This is a genomic window from Vibrio fortis (assembly GCF_000695685.1).
In the GTDB taxonomy this organism is placed as follows: Bacteria; Pseudomonadota; Gammaproteobacteria; order Enterobacterales; family Vibrionaceae; genus Vibrio; species Vibrio fortis_A.
This window is the reverse complement of record NZ_JFFR01000002.1, coordinates 215364-232359: the sequence shown is the minus strand read 5'-3', so window position 1 is coordinate 232359 and position 16996 is coordinate 215364. Positions and strand designations below refer to the sequence as shown.

Annotated in this window: 13 protein-coding genes; 4 read left to right on the top strand and 9 right to left on the bottom strand. The window is 44.3% G+C overall.

Annotation, left to right across the window (positions count from 1 at the left end; all coding sequences use genetic code 11):
* Positions 1-3: 3 nt before the first annotated feature.
* Both VFDL14_RS21500 and VFDL14_RS21505 read right to left on the bottom strand, forming a co-directional pair.
* Positions 4-924: a LysR family transcriptional regulator gene (locus VFDL14_RS21500; RefSeq protein ID WP_032548909.1), complete on the bottom strand. Its 921-nt coding sequence runs from the start codon at positions 922-924 to the stop codon at positions 4-6.
* Between the two features lie 287 nt (positions 925-1211).
* On the bottom strand, positions 1212-3401 hold the full coding sequence (locus VFDL14_RS21505) for an immunoglobulin-like domain-containing protein (RefSeq protein WP_032549691.1): 2190 nt from the start codon (positions 3399-3401) through the stop codon (positions 1212-1214).
* Between the two features lie 571 nt (positions 3402-3972).
* Here VFDL14_RS21505 and VFDL14_RS21510 point away from each other — a divergent pair.
* On the top strand, positions 3973-5532 hold the full coding sequence (locus VFDL14_RS21510) for an EAL domain-containing protein (RefSeq protein WP_032548908.1): 1560 nt from the start codon (positions 3973-3975) through the stop codon (positions 5530-5532).
* 88 nt (positions 5533-5620) lie between these two features.
* Here VFDL14_RS21510 and VFDL14_RS21515 read toward each other — a convergent pair whose 3' ends face one another.
* From VFDL14_RS21515 to VFDL14_RS21535, 5 genes are all read right to left on the bottom strand, one after another.
* On the bottom strand, positions 5621-6046 hold the full coding sequence (locus VFDL14_RS21515) for a universal stress protein (RefSeq protein WP_032548907.1): 426 nt from the start codon (positions 6044-6046) through the stop codon (positions 5621-5623).
* A gap of 1 nt (position 6047) precedes the next feature.
* Positions 6048-7370: a TRAP transporter large permease gene (locus tag VFDL14_RS21520; RefSeq protein ID WP_032548905.1), complete on the bottom strand. Its 1323-nt coding sequence runs from the start codon at positions 7368-7370 to the stop codon at positions 6048-6050.
* Entirely contained in the window at positions 7367-7945 is a 579-nt protein-coding gene (locus VFDL14_RS21525) for a TRAP transporter small permease subunit (RefSeq protein ID WP_032548904.1), read from the bottom strand. The genes VFDL14_RS21520 and VFDL14_RS21525 overlap by 4 nt, the downstream gene beginning before the upstream one ends.
* A gap of 112 nt (positions 7946-8057) precedes the next feature.
* Positions 8058-9092 (bottom strand): TRAP transporter substrate-binding protein, encoded by a 1035-nt coding sequence (locus VFDL14_RS21530; RefSeq protein ID WP_032548903.1) that lies wholly within the window; start codon positions 9090-9092, stop codon positions 8058-8060.
* 345 nt (positions 9093-9437) lie between these two features.
* A complete protein-coding gene (locus VFDL14_RS21535) occupies positions 9438-10883 on the bottom strand; it encodes an NAD-dependent succinate-semialdehyde dehydrogenase (RefSeq protein ID WP_032548902.1) in 1446 nt (481 codons plus the stop codon).
* A gap of 153 nt (positions 10884-11036) precedes the next feature.
* On the opposite strand from VFDL14_RS21535, the gene VFDL14_RS21540 reads away from it, so the two are divergent.
* On the top strand, positions 11037-11981 hold the full coding sequence (locus VFDL14_RS21540; RefSeq protein ID WP_032548901.1) for a LysR family transcriptional regulator: 945 nt from the start codon (positions 11037-11039) through the stop codon (positions 11979-11981).
* 97 nt (positions 11982-12078) lie between these two features.
* On the opposite strand, the gene lhgO is transcribed toward VFDL14_RS21540, so the two are convergent.
* Together lhgO and glaH are read right to left on the bottom strand one after the other, a co-directional pair.
* Positions 12079-13353, bottom strand: a complete 1275-nt coding sequence (gene lhgO, locus VFDL14_RS21545) for an L-2-hydroxyglutarate oxidase (protein WP_032548899.1) — start codon at positions 13351-13353, stop codon at positions 12079-12081.
* Between the two features lie 117 nt (positions 13354-13470).
* Positions 13471-14430: a glutarate dioxygenase GlaH gene (gene glaH, locus VFDL14_RS21550; RefSeq protein WP_032548898.1), complete on the bottom strand. Its 960-nt coding sequence runs from the start codon at positions 14428-14430 to the stop codon at positions 13471-13473.
* A 194-nt stretch (positions 14431-14624) separates the two neighbouring features.
* Between glaH and VFDL14_RS21555 the strand changes: the two genes are divergently transcribed.
* Complete coding sequence (locus tag VFDL14_RS21555; protein ID WP_032548897.1) at positions 14625-15512, top strand: LysR family transcriptional regulator; 888 nt, start codon at positions 14625-14627, stop codon at positions 15510-15512.
* A gap of 103 nt (positions 15513-15615) precedes the next feature.
* Positions 15616-16929, top strand: a complete 1314-nt coding sequence (locus VFDL14_RS21560; RefSeq protein ID WP_032548896.1) for an aspartate aminotransferase family protein — start codon at positions 15616-15618, stop codon at positions 16927-16929.
* Positions 16930-16996 lie beyond the last annotated feature (67 nt).

Below are 16996 nucleotides of genomic sequence, written 5' to 3'. Positions count from 1 at the left end.
GGTTTAGCTGTATAACTCTTTGAAAATACGGCGGATCCATTGACACATAGGATCATTGTGAAAACGTTTGTGCCAATACAGATAAACATCTTCTGAAGGATGACGAAGTGCCTTTGGTACCCTTTTACAAACAAGTTCACGTTGCTTCGCAGCTTGCTGGGCAAAAGGAGTTGGAAGGTGAAATATGATATCCGTAGTTTCTGCGATATCAGGAGCGACATTGAAATTAGAGAGTTGGACAGGAATCGACAACTTACGTTGCTTGTCGATTAATCCAAGATCTTTAAAACGACTTTCAATCGACAGTTTTTTATCGCCTTGAAGTGAGATCTGTCCTAACTGACTATTCAGAAGGTCATCAACCGTGATCTCTTTGTCTGCTAGCGGGTGGTCTTTACTCATCAACAAGCGATAATCGCGACTGGTCACAAAGGTACGATACAGGTTCTGCTCTGAGCTAGACGGCTCATGAGTCGAGAGAACAAAATGTACGTCTCCTGAGATCAAACTCTCGAAGTGGCGTTTAGGAATTGAATCGATGTCAACAATCATGTTCGGAGCCTGACGACGAACCTCCGCCATCACTTTGGGCATCAAATGAGTAATCTGAGGCACCAAACCAAAGAATCGAACAGTCGCATCGCTATCACTTGGCTCAAACACATCCCCTGCTACAAGCTTTTCCAATCGCCCTAATACCGATGTTAAATCTTGCTTAATAGACTCAGCTTTTGGTGTTAGCTCATACCCATAAGTACCGCGAACCAACAAGTCATCATTGAAAACTGTGCGAAGCTTTTGCAATGAACGGCTGATCGTCGGTTGACTCATGTCCAGCGCTAATGCGGTATTTGAAACATGCTTTTCTTCTAACAGGTGCTTGAGGATAACTAATAAGTTGAGGTCGACTTGAGCCAGATTCATAGAATAGATACTTAGAAATGGAAAATTCAGATTTAGAATAATGCAGCGAGCAAATTAGGAACTCAATGTTCTAAGTGCAGAACAAAATTTAAAAGTGTAACAAGGTGTATTAATGGGGTGATATTTGTACTATTCAAAGAACATAAAGTACCCCGTAACAATGGATACTTCGAACCGCTTAACAACGCCTCTTTAGCTCTCACTTTGTTGAACGCTATCAACAAAAAGAGCGCCCACGAAGGCCGCTCTCTTTATTTCAGACAATGTAGTTTATACACACTAAATCATCATAGTTTAATCCAAGCATCATCCCAATATAGGCTATCTCCCGGAGCGTAAGACGCACTCGCACACCACGCTGTGTAAGGCCAAGGCTTACATTCGTAGACGCCGTTGTCAGCGCCTATCACTCGGTCACCCGCTTGATACGCAGTACCTGCTACATAGTCAGGATACTCTCCCGGCGGTGGTGTTGTCTCATCAGTTACAATAAAGCTGTTTTGTGATGAAACTGTTTCACCATCTTCAGCAATGCCTTCAAGTAGTAGCTGATACGTACCTGCCTGAATATCTTGTAATTCAATAGTTAATGCAGATTGGCCGTTAACTTGAGACTGAGACTGCTCAACCACTTGATTCGAAGCATTGCGTACACTCACATCAACCGTTAACGCTTGGTTACTAATTAACTGTAGGTTCAACGTCACTTGACCACTATCCAATGCGTATGAAGATGCTAAGCCCGTTACACCCAACGTAGGGTCGACATCGGGATCGGGCGTTTCACCACCACACGAAGCGTCGGAATCTTTAGTCCACACACCCCATTCGCCCGTTGTGCCCGGTTCTTGTCCTCGAGTCCACCAGCCCGCTTTCCATGTGTGCCCATCGTGAGACACTTTGTCGCCTTCAACATAAACACTATTTGCATCCCAAGGGTTTGCGCAGCTTGATCCATCAGTCACTGTCACAGCTCGTGTCGCTTCAACGGTTTGAGCGGCACTGTCAGACACTTTATAAACTAAGGAATACGTACCGATAGTATTTACATCCACTTGCCCAGTGACTTGTATTGATGCTGTTAAGTCACCGTCTTCCGCGTCTTTGGCTGTAACACCTTCCAATGCATCAAAATCGCCGCCTAGCATCACCGTTGTATTCTCTACTCCACTCAATACTGGCTTTTGGCTATAGACCTCTACGCTTCGTGCTTGGGTCGTTTGATTATCATCGCTATCGGATACTTTATAAGTCAGCACGTAAGTGCCAATTGAAGCAGTATCGACGTAACCCTCGACGACGATTGAAGAGGTTAAATCACCATCTTCTTTGTCATGTGCAGAGACACCCTCTAACTCATTAAAAGCACTTCTATGTAGCACTCGAGTATTCTCAACGCCTTTAAGGATTGGCTCACCGTCGTTACCCGGAGGTGGGGTCACTTGGCCATGGATAAATGGACCATAGTCATTAATAAAGGTTTCGTTGTACTCTTGCCCTTGCGCGTTAGTGCCCATGTCCCAGTTCACAGACCAAGTCATAACGCCACGCAGCGGCTGGCCCTGCTCGGATAACTGTTCAAACGCTGAATACAGATCTTGTGGTTCTTGTACGTAACCAGTAGCCGCAGCGTCAATGTTAGATGGAATACCAAACACTAACTTGTTGTGAGGAATTTTATGAAAACCTCGCGTGCCGTTACTCAATGAATCGGAGATGTAGTAGATAAACTCTTCTTTCAATTCATCGTTATTCTGGGCAATCCAACCTACACCTTCTACCCAGATACCGTCACCACCTTGGTTGTAGAATTGTGGATTGATCCAGTCATAGTAGCGTTCAAGGTTGTCGATATATGGGACGTATTTACCACCAGCAGTCAGGTATGGAAATTCAGGAGCCATGGTAATTAGGAAGTTTTTACCCTGCTCTCGGTAATGATCTTTTACCAGTCTTAATGCTGCTGGAATGACGGTTTGGTTATCCGCAGCCGTCACCGCAGCTTGCTCTAAATCGATATCTAAACCATCAAAACCGTATTTTTCGGTAAGACGAATGATCTCTTCGGCAAACGCGGTCTCGTCTCCCGTCTTAAGTTCAATATGAGCATCAGCACCACCAAGTGCGATAAGTACTGAACGCCCTTGCTGATTAAGCTCTGATATTTGGTTAATGAACTGCTGCTCTGAAAGGCCAATAGTTGGATCGAGCTTAAAAGTAGGAATGCGACCTTCTGCAACATCATAAACCTTCATAAAAGAGACGTTCACAATGTTGTACATCGGGTTTACCGCGTCTAAAGTGACACAAGGCGCGTTGCCTCCCTTGTAACCAGCTCCATCGCACCAGTTGTGCCAATATCCTACTACCACACCGCTATTAGGGTTGGTCATTGGAGTACTGCTCGCATTTGCCATTCCCGGTAGTGCGACGATACCCATTGAAATTGCGAGTTGTAGTGCCGTTCGTTTCATCATAAACATCAATCCTCGTTGAATAACTGTGCCTATCACAGCGCCTAACAATGATTTTATGCATGAATAAAAACAGACTAATAATGTATTTTTTATAAAAAGAGTATCATTTATATAAGTTGTGATTTTAACTCACAGATAAAGAAAAAATATAATCTTAGTTTTGACTAATCTGAATTATTTACCCGCCTTTTTTACTCATTTAAATAACCAGTAGGAATTATTTGATAGAGGATTATTTGCATAAAATATATTAATAAAGCCTAATAAAATATGCATCAAGGAAAATTACCAGCCCCTCTACTGACTGGCTACACAACAGTTATGTGATGCATCATCCTCTCACAACCCAATAAACAACAATATGCATATTAATTTTTACACATTGTACAATATTAAACCAATTAAGGAATCGCTAATTTAAAATATGTAAAGTGTCCATCGAAATTAATGAATAAGAATTCACAAAGTTATGGTTTCATTCACATTATTGATAACTCATCCTGTTTCAATTGATATTGATTTTATAAATTAAAATACATATTCAACTCGCCGAGTAAGTGTCCCATATACTATGACCATCAAGTACCAGAGCATTGCCAAGACCTCACTCCATTTTATTGCATCTTTTTGTTGTTCTATGGCTCTGCTTCTTCCCATCACACCCTTTCACTACAAGAATGTGAGCGAGAAGTCGGTAGTACTCGCAGAAGCCAAATTAGATGAGATAAAGGCGCAGTTCGATTCTTTTATAACAACGCAAAATGCTAGCCTTCCGTGTAAAGCATTTGTGCGAGAGCTTAGGCAAGCTGTATTTCACACGGACTGGGTAAAAGAAGCGGCGATATATAATGATCGAGACTACTTTTATTGCTCAACAACCGAAGGCGACGTTTGGTTTCCTTTATATCAAACCATCAGCAACCGCATAAACAATGACCCGAATTTAACGACACTCTCTTATACCAACTCTGCGATTTCTCAGTCGAAAGCCATTATGCTGATCTTCAAAGATCACGTAAGCCAAGAAGGTGTCAGCCTATTAATCCCACCACATTACATTTCTGACATTGTCGAAGATCATCTGTCCCAATACGGGCTGAACTCAAAGGTTGAGGTGATTCATCGAGATATCTCTGCGCTCGAGCCAGTCTCATACATTAAAGCTTTAAAAATAGAGTCTGACACCTATCCACTAGCCGTCATCTCTTACGCTGGCTACGGCTATTACCTCAACTTCCTTCTTAAGTACTCTTGGTTTGGTTTTCTTTGTGCCGGTGTCGCGACCATCGTTGCGCAGAACATTAAGCACAGAAACCAAGAACGAAGAGGCCTTGAGTATTCACTGTCTAATGCGCTGAAAAACAAACACTTACATGTTCACCTTCAGCCTATTGTTGATCAGCGCACTTCCCAAGTAGTTGGTTGCGAGTCACTGCTACGATGGAACGATCCAGTCGAAGGCAGTGTGTCGCCTGCGATTTTCATCCCGCTCGCAGAGAGCCTTGGGTTAATCGAAGATCTCACCTACTTTGTGCTTGATGAAGTATTAAGCACATTAAAAACAAACAGCTCTCTATTTGAGAATAGATACATTAGTGTCAACATCAGCCGTAATGTCGTCTCAAACCCAGAGTTCGCTGACAGTGTTCTTAGGCTATTCCGTAAGAACCCAGAATTGCTGAACAAACTTATATTTGAGGTCACTGAGGATGGTGAGTGTCTTGAAAAGGACATGGTGACGATCCGAACCAACTTAAACAAGTTGGCGGAAGCTGGCGTGGAAATCGCTATCGACGACTTCGGCACTGGTTATGCGGGGTTAGACTTTGTACGCCAATTCCCTTTCAGCGTCCTTAAAATTGACCGTGTGTTTGTAAAAAACATCTCGGATTCGTCGAGCTTAGGAGTTCCTATTCTTGAGTCTATGCTTCAACTTGCCGACTCACTTGGAATGGAAGTTATCGTTGAGGGCGTGGAGAATGAATCGCAAGTCCAAACGCTCGCAGGGTTGGGCGTAAAATACATCCAGGGCTTCTATTACTACAAACCCATGTCAAAGAAACTGGCTCTGGAGATATTGAAACAGCAAGATCTGATTCGATATGAAGGATTTAAGTTGCTTCCTTCTTAGATATACCCCTTAAACATAAAACGCCTGCTATCTTGGTCTTGAAAAGTCAAAGATAGCAGGCGTTATTTTATGGCACCGTTACACTCAATCAGCGCACGACAAACACCGAGCAATGTGCGTGGCGAACAACCTTCGCTGCATTAGAGCCCAGTAGATACGAGCGAAACTTTGGTTTGGCAGATGCCATCACAATCGCGTCGGCATTCGACTGCTTCGCTTGAATAACCACTTCGTCAAAGACAATCCCATTACGTATTATGCTTTTACCACGATGCGGCCTTGGCACCAACTCTTCCAACATTGTTTGTACACTGTCAAAAACGCTTAGGTGTTTATCCGAAAATGTCGCCCCGCTTACCGTCGGAACCATACTATGGTGCACTCGCGCGTCATCCACATAAAGCATATCAATCACACCGTTTTCTGAGATCAGTTTGAGTGCCATTTCGACTTCCCTTTTGACCACTTCTGGATAGGCAAGATCAACAGGCATTAAAATTCTATTCAGACTCATATCAGTTTGCCCCCATAACCTTGTTAGGTAGCCACATCACCATTTCAGGAAACAACATACAGGCAATTAAGACGCACAACTTCAGCAAAATGAACGGTAAAATGGAGCGATAGATATCCATCATACTGACACCCGGCGGTGCGATACCTTTCAAATAAAACAACGCAAAGCCATAAGGGGGTGTCTGCACCGCTATCTCGATGTTTAGAATCATCAAAATTCCAAACCAGATAGGATCATAACCAAGTGATACCACTATTGGCGTGAACAGCGGTGCGCACATCAATACGATGATCAGTTCGTCGATGATAAAACCGAGCAACAACATGATGACTTGCAGAAGGATAATCACGCCTAATGGGGGCAAACCGAGATCTTGCGTAATTTGAGCGACCATGTTTTGCACGCCACTCAGCATGTGGAAGTTGCTAAACAGAGAAGCGCCTAAAATGATCCACATCGATACGCTGACCAACATCGCTGTTTCAAAGCCAGAAGATTTGAACATTTCAAAGCGAAAGCGCTTAAAAACAATAGCCAGAAGAATCGCACCAACAACACCAATAGCCCCAGACTCCGTCGGAGTCGCGATACCTGTAATAATACTGCCCAACACAGCCACAATGAGTAACAGCGAGAACATGCCGTCACGAGCGGTTCTTATCTTCTCTTTGCCCGTCATTGAGCTTTCAGCGCCCGTACCTAAAGGTGCTTTCTTCGGGTTGAACTTACAGCTGATAACCACATAAGCGATTAGCAAGGTTATGGAAATCAAAGCCGGAATGATCGCAGCTAAGAACATACGCCCCACGGAGTTTTGGGTCGTGGCCGCGTACATGATCATCGGGATACTCGGTGGTATTAGGATTCCCAATCCGCCACCTGCCATGATCACACCTAGGGCGAGACGTTTATCATAACCACGCTCTAACATCGGTTTGAGTGCGATGCTTCCCGATGTCATGATCCCTGCCCCGATGATGCCCACCATGGCACCAATCATGGAACAGACTCCGATTACGCTGATCGCCAATGATCCACGGATACGTCCGATCACCATCTGACTCGCGTTGAACATCGCATCCCCGATACCGGAGCGTGTAAGAAGTTGTCCCATATAGATATAGAGCGGGATAGCCAACAAAATAAAGCTAAAGAAGTTACTCTCTATCGTGGTTGGCACTAAGTTAAATATGCCCTCTCCCCACGTTAGATAACCCATTCCCATTGCGATGCCACCAAGTGCAAGGCCAACCGGCGCACCTAATGCAAAACCAAACAAAATACAGCCGATAAGAAGCAGCGTTAATACCTCAATACTCATGCATCCCCCGCCTGTTCAATTAATTCTTGTGGCTGTTCGATACTTTCTACTTCTCGTGCAATCAGGTCTTTGCCTGTAATAACGAAATAGATGTCTTGCACCATGTCGCTAGTAAATTGGGCAATGAACACCGCGCTCGCACACATCATCATCACCCAAAAATGTGCCATTGAAGGTGCCCATTCAGACTGGCGTCGGTAGTTAAACTCCACCGCCTCTTCAAACTTGCCAAATGCCATCATCATCACGACACAAAGAAAGAAAATCGCCAACGAGTAGGAAAACAGATTGAACAGTGAACGAACTCTTGTAGAGACTGACAGGTACAGAACATCTACATTAATATGCGCTTTGTTCTGTTGCGCTAATGCACCACCTAGGGCGGCAATGTAGCCAAATAAAAACAGTGATACGTCGTATGCCCATATAGTGGGCTCACCTAATACATATCGAGAAAACACCTCAAAGGCGACAGTGGCTGCAAGGATTGGCATCAACACCGATGCAGACACGCCAACCCAATACACAACCCGATTAATGCCCAAACAATAGGCAGTTAACACCTTAGTAAACATAACCTTCATCCCTAGCAGCAAATAGGAAAAGGGGGCAAGCCCCCTAGATTGGCAATTTCACTGATAATTCGACATCTACCCTATGATTTGAAATCAGTGATAAGCCAAATTTTTATTCGTTGTTTTGTACAATTTTGATTAGGCGTTGGCTGTATTTGTCAGCGTCAGCATATTCGCTCCATAAAGAGCCAGCAGCACCATTCCATTTAGCGATATCTTCAACACTCGGTTCTGGGCTCCACTTCATGCCTTTTGACTCCATATCAGCAATTGCTTGAGACTCCCATAAGCGGGATTTTGTCATCTGCTCACGAGCGTGAACTGAGCTTGCTGCACGAACAATGGCTTGAAGATCTTCAGGTAGCTTGTTCCACGCGCTTTTGTTCACAACAATAGGAAGGGCCTGAGCACCAGCGATTGGCAAGCGGTACATGTACTTAGCCACTTCGACGTGGTTTCCGTCTCTATGGTCAATCAAGTTACTGCCTATTGACCCATCGATAACACCTGTAGCCAGACTGGTGTAAATTTCACTCCAAGACAGTGAAGCCGGTGAAGCACCTAGATTACGCAAGAACTTTCCGTAGGCACCTGGCGCGCGAATCTTAAGGCCTTTAAAATCTTCCACAGAGTTAATTGGCTCTTTGGTCAGCACATAAACCGGTAGCTGAATGTACGGTTCCAGCCATACCAAGTTCTGCTTGTCGTAAGCTTCTTCAAGTACTTCACCCCAACCTTTCTCGTGGAATAGCGCACTCAGCTCACCGACATCATCAGTCATACCTGGCAAACCCACTTCAACAACGCCTGCAGGGAACTCTCCCGCATGCATCGGTTGGAAAGGTGCGCCCATTGTCATTAAACCAGATTTAACCGAACCCAAAACGCCAGTCTGACCAACGCCTTCACCGGCATACATCACTTGAACGGCAATACGCCCGTTAGACATGGTTTCAATGTTCTCAGCAAAGCTCTTATACACTTCACCATAAGCGGTACCGCGAGAGTATAGGTTCACAAATCGCCAGTTATGCTCTGCCGCAAAGGCCTGAGACGCAGTAAAAAATGTGCTAGAAATAGCCAATGCATATCCAGCAACGAGTTTAGTTACACTTCTTTTGCGTAGTTTGCCTAAGGTTTTAAACATGAATAATCTCCTTGATATGATCTCGCTGTTCTAGTTATTCCAAAACAGTGCTGGGTGACGCTTCAGTTCCTCGTTGTCACCTTGTGAACAATGATTACAATTTGTTTACATTCATTAAATTCATATTTATCCACCTAAAGTTTTATAAATCTCAAACCTTTGCAGTTTTGATAACTGACTATGCAAAAACGGGGGCTCGTCATTCAACAATTTCCGGGATGCAGAACGAAAAAAAGCAGCACATCGAGTGCTGCTTCATGCGAGGTATCGAATTAAGTTTCTCGTTACTGCAATAAGATGAAAGGCATGTTTCAAACAAAACGCTGGGAGGTCATAAACTGACGACTAGATGCCCTGACATAGATATTTGATCTCCAAGTAGTCATCAATGCCATACTTTGAGCCTTCACGCCCACTCCCTGACTCCTTAACACCGCCAAATGGAGCGACTTCTGTCGATATGATCCCCTCATTAGTCCCCACAATTCCGTACTCAAGCGCTTCACTAACGCGCCATACTCGACTTTGATTCTGTGTATAGAAATAAGCGGCTAAGCCATAAGGTGTGTCGTTTGCTCGCTGGATAACTTCCTCTTCATCACTAAAACGGAAAATGGTCGAGACTGGACCAAACAACTCTTGATGTGCGATGTCCATCTTTTCAGTGACGTTGGTCAGAATAGTAGGTTGATAGAACTGATCACCCACCTTAGATACGCTTCCCCCTAATACAAGAGTTGCCCCCTGTTCAATCGCTTGCTCGACTAAACCATGCACCTTATCAACCGCTTTTTGATTAATCAGAGGGCCAATATCGGTACCATCAGAGAGGCCATCTCCAATCACCAAGCCACGCACGGCTTGAGTATAAAGCTCAACAAATTGCTCATAGACCGAATCATGAATATACAAACGGTTAGTACATACGCAGGTTTGGCCAGCATTTCGATATTTCGAAATCAACGCACCTTGCACTGCTTTTTCAATGTCCGCATCTTCAAACACAATAAATGGTGCGTTGCCACCCAGCTCAAGGGAGACTTTTTTGACCGTATCTGCAGCTTGGCGAAGTATATGTTTACCAACGGGCGTTGAGCCAGTGAATGAGATTTTTCGAACCAAAGGATGCTGACAAAGTACCTCGCCAACACTTGCAGGTGTGGACGTAGTTACAATATTCAGCACACCTTTAGGAATGCCGGCCTGTTCGGCGAGTTTCGCCATCGCCAGCGTACACAACGGGGTATCTTCTCCCGGCTTAACCACAACAGTACAGCCTGCGGCCAACGCTGGCCCAACTTTGCGAGCGATCATCGCGATTGGAAAGTTCCAAGGTGTCACTGCCGTCACCACACCGATAGGCTGCTTAATCGTCATGTAGCGTGTATTAGGGTTCGCAGATGGAATAATATCGCCATAGACTCGCTTAGCTTCCTCACCAAACCACTCAAGAAATGAGGCTCCATACATTACTTCACCGTAGGCTTCTTTATACGGTTTACCTTGCTCTGATGTAAGTAATTTAGCGAGTGAATCTGCGTTCTCAACAATGAGGTCAAACCATTTTCTCAACAATCCCGCTCGATGCTTTGCGGTTGTTTTTTTCCACTCTAAGAATGCATCATGAGCGGCTAACACTGCTGTTGTCGCTTCTTGCTGCCCCATATCCGGCACGTGCGTTATCACTTCACCTGTCGCTGGGTTCACAACCTCAAATTGTTTGCCATCAATCGACTCTACCCATTCGCCATTAATGAGGCATTGGGATACTACTAAATCTAATTGTTTCATCACTTCAGTCCCTAATTTTATAAATTCCTACAACTTCAAAGAATCTTGAATTTGTTTGACGCATAATCAGCCACTTACATAACAAAATAATAACAAATGCTTAATCGGAATAAATGTTCCCCTTTAAACATGAAGTTTTATGAGCCTAAAACAATGACAAAGAATCCTTCGCCTGTCGGTCAAATTGGTGACTACGAAATAAAGCAGTTAAAGATATTTAAGGTCGTCGCCGATTGCGGTGGCTTTTCTGCCGCCGAAACAGAACTCAACATTAGTCGTTCAACGATCAGTATTCATATCTCTAACTTAGAATCTCGACTCAACCTCATTCTGTGTAGACGTGGCCGCGCAGGGTTCGCACTAACGGAAGAAGGTGTTGTTGTCTATGAAGCAACGGTTAAGTTACTGGGAGAACTAGAAGACTTTCGAAACACAATCAATCATTTAGATATTCAGCTATCCGGAAGTTTGACGGTGCTGTTTAGCGACACAATCAGCCTGGATAAACGCGCTAGCATTCCTACTGTCATTCGTAAGTTTTCAAAGCTGGCGCAAGAGGTTTATCTAACTGCTGAAGTCGCAAGAATGACCGAGATCGAAAGAATGGTGATGCAGGAAGAAGCAGACATCGGCTTTATCCCCTACCACAGAGCACTTGATGGATTAGAGTATGAACATATCTACACGGATATTTGTTATCTGTATGCCAGCAATAACAACCCGTTGGCGCAACTCGATGATCATGAACTGACTGATGAAGTGATCGACGGCTTTCCTGTGGTCTATGCTGGAATCAAAACCCAAGAGCGCATTAATGGGCACTTGGCCAATATGAATCTAAAAGCCACAGCCTATAACTACGAATCTCGTATGGCGCTACTATTGTCTTCTCGCTTTATCGGCTATTTACCTGAACAATATGCTCAACCTTATGTCGAATCTGGTGAGCTTGTTGCTATCGCCCCCGACCGCCGTTATTACAACTTGGAAATCATGGCGATCACCAAGAAAACGTCCGGGCTCAATAAAGTACGCTCACTTTTTACCAAAACAATGCGCGACTATTATCGTAAGCAGGCTACTGAGTTAGCTATATAATCGAACACGAAAAATAGCGAAAAATGAAAATGCCTGAGCGTTGCTGCCCAGGCATTTTTATTGATACGAACATGACGAGTTAAACTCTATGTTCGATTTAAGCCACTTCTGACGCTGTTTTATTATCTTGTTGTGCTAGTGAATCTGAACTTATCTCTAATTGCTGCTTTTCAATGATCTTGTCACAAATATAACCGCCAATCGGTATTGCAGATGTTGCTGCAGGAGATGGCGCATTACAGACATGGAGGCTTCGCTCGCTTTCAGCAAATAAAAAGTCATGCACCAATGTACCGTCTTTAAGTACCGCTTGAGCTCGAATACCGGCAGGATATGGTTCCAGATCTTCCACTTTGATTTGAGGGCAATATTTGTTTACTAGCTTTAAGTAACCAGGCTTCCACCACGAGTTCTTGGTTTCAATTAACCCCGTCTTTAGGTGCTTCGCGGTAACCTTCCAAAAACCCGGGAAACGCACCATATCCATCACGTCGCGAACGCTAAAATTGATCTTCCCATACCCTTCTCTTTTCCATCCTTGCACGGCATTTGGCCCAACAGTGACTGAACCATCAATCATTCGAGTCAAATGCACACCTAAGAACGGTAGGTCTGGATCTGGAATTGGGTAGATAAGATGATTCACAATATCGTTGTATTTTTCTGGTAATCGATAGTATTCCCCGCGATAAGGAACGATTTGGAAATCAGTTTCAATGCCCATCATACGTGTTAAACGATCCGCCATTAGGCCTGAGCAAACCACCAAAAAATTGCCTGCATAAGATGTCGCTTGTTGATTGATATTAGCCGTTACGACAATGCGCTCTGGTGATTCATTCAATCCCGTCACTTCGGTGTTTAATGACACAGTACCACCAGCAGAGACAAACTCTTCAGCCATTTTCTCGGTCACAAGGCGATAATTAACAATGCTCGTCGTTGACACCGCAATGGCACCTAAGCCCACAATGTTAGGCTCACGACGCTTTAATTCCTGTTCATCAATTAGCTCAACATCCAAACCATTTTCGTGGCAACGCAAATATAACGCGTGCATGCGCTCAACTTCTTGTTGAGACGTTGCGACCAGCAATTTGCCACAGTTTTCAACAGGGATGTCGTGTTTTGCACAAAACGTCGTCGTTGCTTCCACACCCGCTTTGCAAAATTCCGCTTTCAAGCTACCCGGCGCGTAATAAACGCCAGCATGAATAACACCGCTGTTATGGCCCGTTTGATGATGCGAAAAGCCGGATTCTTTTTCTATCAACAAAATCGATTTATCTGGGAAGCGGCTTTGTAATTGCCAAGCCGTCGATACCCCTACTATGCCACCGCCGACTACGACGTAGTCATACACTTTTTCCAAGACTGGTGCTCCTTCACTCTTTTCGTTTTTTATTTACTTTCTCTATTTTTATTATAGTTAAGCGACTTAACGCATTACTGTCGTTCAAGTCGCTTATTGATCATCATTGATCGAAAACTAGCGAGTAAAGTGCCCACGCTGACGCAGTAGCTCACGCTTAAGGCCTGGATCTGCCACAAACTTATCGCGGCCATGCAGCCAGCAATGATTTTGTACCACCAACATACTGCCGACGTTCACACGGACATTAAAACAGTTAGTATCGCTTTCTAGAGACTCACTCATTTGGTGAAGGTAAAGGCCTTGCTGCATGTTTTGCGGCTGTGCAAACTGGTCGATGAACAACATATGAGGCTTGCCATTTTTATCCTCTTCAAAGAACACAGGGTGATCTACTGTATAACCGACATTCTTACTTGGCGGTGCACCCCACACAATATCTTGCTTCGCCATTGGATGATGATAGAAACGCTCTAAATCTTGCCAATCATCAACGTGCAACAATAACGAGTCACCCATCTGCATGTTCTTTTCATCCATCTTCATCATCAATACGAAGTCTGTGCGCTCTTGAACGTAAGTCCCATCATTGTGAAGTTCCATACGTCGATGAGCCTGACGTAGGTAACTATCACTATTGTCATCATTTTTAACGGTGAAGCGCGCGTAATACTTACCATACATCGCATCGAAGTTAGGAATCCCGATCAAATGAGATATTGCGGTCGACAAAATAACAAAGAAATCACGCTGTTCGTCACTGTCATCAAATGCCGCTTTCGCTTCTGCATCAGGTTCTAGCAAAAAAGCGCCTGTTTCTCTGTCTTCCATAGTTGCCACGAGAAACTTACCAAGCTGGTAGTCACACGCCTTATCAAGAGCATCGGCCACAGCGAAACGAAGAAAAGCTTTATATTCTAATGATTGAAGATTGTAATCTTGCGTAAGCTCCGAAAACTTATCCAGCGTTGCTTTCGCTAATGTGACCACTTGTAGACGTGAGTTTTCTGGGTGCTGCGAGATGATAAATCCACTTTTCTCTTGTACGTTTTCACTAAAAACCGTCGCGATATTCATTGTTTCACTTCCTTTTGACTGTGCCGCTGAGCGGCTTTTTCATAATATTTGTTGTTAAAAAGTTGAATGACTGACCAATGTTGAGCATTAGATATCAGCCATGCCTTGAGTTAACAAAACTATAACGACAGCGAGATCATATTAACAATATATGGTAGATATAGTTTTCATATACAAAATAGATGGCAATGAAAATGGATTTGAAACGTCTCTACTATTTCAGCCAGTTGGCAAAGACTGGAAACTTTACCAAAGCCGCCGATCAACTTGGGATAGCACAGTCTGCGCTCAGTACCAGTATCAAGAAGCTTGAACAGCAATTGGAGCTCAAACTGATTAATCGAACCGAGCGACAGATGAGTCTGACCGCCGAAGGGCAAGTGCTGCTTCGTCACACAAAAATCATCTTGGAAGACGTTGAACAAGCTGAAAAAGAGCTACAAGAGTTGAAAGGATTAACCAGTGGAGCGATTAATTTCGGTGCGCCGGCAATGCTTGCTTCTTACTACCTTCCAGACGCGTTGGAGCAATTTAAAAAGTCGTATCCCGGAATTCAAATTAATGTCCACGAAGCTGGTACAGCGACATTGGCGCAAATGCTTGTTAATGGCGAACTCGACCTAGCGCTGATAAGAGGTGACCGCGAACACGAGCAGATTCGCCATACACTGTTGGCTCAAGATCAAATTGCGGCCTGTGTTCCCACTAATCATGAGTTCGCAGCGAGAAGTCACATCACTTTAGAAGAGTTTTGCCAGCAGCCCTTGGTACTGTTTAAAAATGGCTATTTCTTGCGTGAAACGATCAATACCTACTGCCAACAAAACAAAGTTCAGCCCAATATTCACTTTGAGACCAACCTACCTGAACTGCTTAAATCTATGGTCCGCCGGAAGATAGGCATTGGTACCTGCTTACCAATTTTGGTTGCTAACGATCCGCAGCTGAAAGCCATTCCGTTTGATCCCCCTATCCCATTACAGTTAGGGATTGGTTGGAAATCGAGTCACTACCTTTCAACGGCCGCAAAGGCATTCGTCAGCTTCTTACAAGGCACATTGCGCGATCAACAACACGACTAAAGTTTGATGACGATAAATCTTTATATTTATTCGGAGTGATTTTATTGGTGTTTTGCCGTGGATAACATTCTCGCTACATTTTCAAACACAGAGCATGTCGACCATGGAAAAAAAAGTAAATTACGACGCATTCTGGATGCCGTTCACTGCAAACCGCGACTTCAAGGCCAACCCTCGAATCATTAATCGCGCCGAGGGTATGTATTGCTACTCTGATAGACACGTCAAACTGCTTGATGCGACTGCTGGCCTTTGGTGTGTGAATGCAGGCCACGGTCGTAACTCTATTGGTGAAGCGATGGCAAAGCAGGTCGCAGAGCTAGATTACAGTTCACCGTTCAATTTTGGGCATGATATCGGTTTCGAGTTTGCAGAACGTCTTATCAAGCACACACCACCGGGTTTGAACAAGGTTTTCTTCACCAATTCAGGATCCGAAGCCGTTGAAAGTGCACTTAAAATAGCATTGGCTTATCAGCAAGCCAAAGGTAACACAGGTAAATATAAACTGATTGGTCGTGAACTCGGCTATCATGGGGTTAACTTTGGAGGAATATCCGTAGGTGGTTTAACACCTAATCGTAAGGGTTTTGGTCCACTGCTTGCGACCGACCACCTCGATCATACGCTCAACATCGAACGCAACGCGTTTAGTAAAGGCTTACCGGAAAATGGCGTAGAGAAAGCCGAACAATTAGAACGTCTTATCCAGTTTCATGGGGCTGACTCTATTGCTGCGGTTATTGTTGAGCCTATCTCAGGCGCCGGCGGTGTCATCCTGCCACCTAAAGGTTATTTACGTCGATTACGTGAAATCTGTACGCGTCATGATGTGGTACTGATTTTTGATGAAGTCATCACTGGCTGGGGACGCTTAGGCTCTGCCTTTGCCGCCGAAGAGTTTGATGTTGTACCCGACCTGATTACTTCAGCAAAAGGGATCAGCAGTGGTGTTGTACCACTAGGTGCTGTTTTCTCTAGCGAACATATCTACAACACCGTGGTAAACAGTGCACCTGAAGGCACGGTTGAGTTTTTCCATGGTTATACCTACTCAGGGCACCCTGTTGCCTGTGCTGCTGGACTAGCGACTCTGGATATCTATGAAAAAGAAGGATTACTTACCCGAGCAAAAGGCGAGATTGGGCAGTACTTCGAGCAAGGACTTCATTCACTGAAGGGAACAGGTAACATTGTCGATATCCGTAACTATGGATTAATCGGTGCAGTGCAGTTCGCAGAAGCGTCTCACGGCAAACCAATCGGTTTTGATATCCTTAAACGCTGCTACGACAAAGGCGTTATGGTTCGTAGTATGGGTAATACCATCGCCCTATCCCCACCACTGATCATCGAAAAAGAGCACATTGATGTCATCGTAGAAACTCTCTCTGATGTAGCCAAAGAGTTTGCTTAGGACTGATTTTCAGATACAAAAAAGCCCGCATAACTGCGGGCTTTTTGCCATACCTAAGTATGAAAAT

What these genes read in the sequence shown, in the direction of transcription:
- VFDL14_RS21520 (WP_032548905.1), bottom strand. Translation starts at nt 7,370, where the DNA reads ATGAGTATTGAGGTATTAACGCTGCTTCTTATCGGCTGTATTTTGTTT.
- VFDL14_RS21510 (WP_032548908.1), top strand. Translation starts at nt 3,973, where the DNA reads ATGACCATCAAGTACCAGAGCATTGCCAAGACCTCACTCCATTTTATT.
- VFDL14_RS21560 (WP_032548896.1), top strand. Translation starts at nt 15,616, where the DNA reads ATGGAAAAAAAAGTAAATTACGACGCATTCTGGATGCCGTTCACTGCA.
- VFDL14_RS21555 (WP_032548897.1), top strand. Translation starts at nt 14,625, where the DNA reads ATGGATTTGAAACGTCTCTACTATTTCAGCCAGTTGGCAAAGACTGGA.
- VFDL14_RS21505 (WP_032549691.1), bottom strand. Translation starts at nt 3,401, where the DNA reads ATGATGAAACGAACGGCACTACAACTCGCAATTTCAATGGGTATCGTC.
- VFDL14_RS21530 (WP_032548903.1), bottom strand. Translation starts at nt 9,092, where the DNA reads ATGTTTAAAACCTTAGGCAAACTACGCAAAAGAAGTGTAACTAAACTC.
- glaH (WP_032548898.1), bottom strand. Translation starts at nt 14,430, where the DNA reads ATGAATATCGCGACGGTTTTTAGTGAAAACGTACAAGAGAAAAGTGGA.
- VFDL14_RS21535 (WP_032548902.1), bottom strand. Translation starts at nt 10,883, where the DNA reads ATGAAACAATTAGATTTAGTAGTATCCCAATGCCTCATTAATGGCGAA.
- VFDL14_RS21500 (WP_032548909.1), bottom strand. Translation starts at nt 924, where the DNA reads ATGAATCTGGCTCAAGTCGACCTCAACTTATTAGTTATCCTCAAGCAC.
- VFDL14_RS21540 (WP_032548901.1), top strand. Translation starts at nt 11,037, where the DNA reads ATGACAAAGAATCCTTCGCCTGTCGGTCAAATTGGTGACTACGAAATA.
- VFDL14_RS21525 (WP_032548904.1), bottom strand. Translation starts at nt 7,945, where the DNA reads ATGTTTACTAAGGTGTTAACTGCCTATTGTTTGGGCATTAATCGGGTT.
- VFDL14_RS21515 (WP_032548907.1), bottom strand. Translation starts at nt 6,046, where the DNA reads ATGAGTCTGAATAGAATTTTAATGCCTGTTGATCTTGCCTATCCAGAA.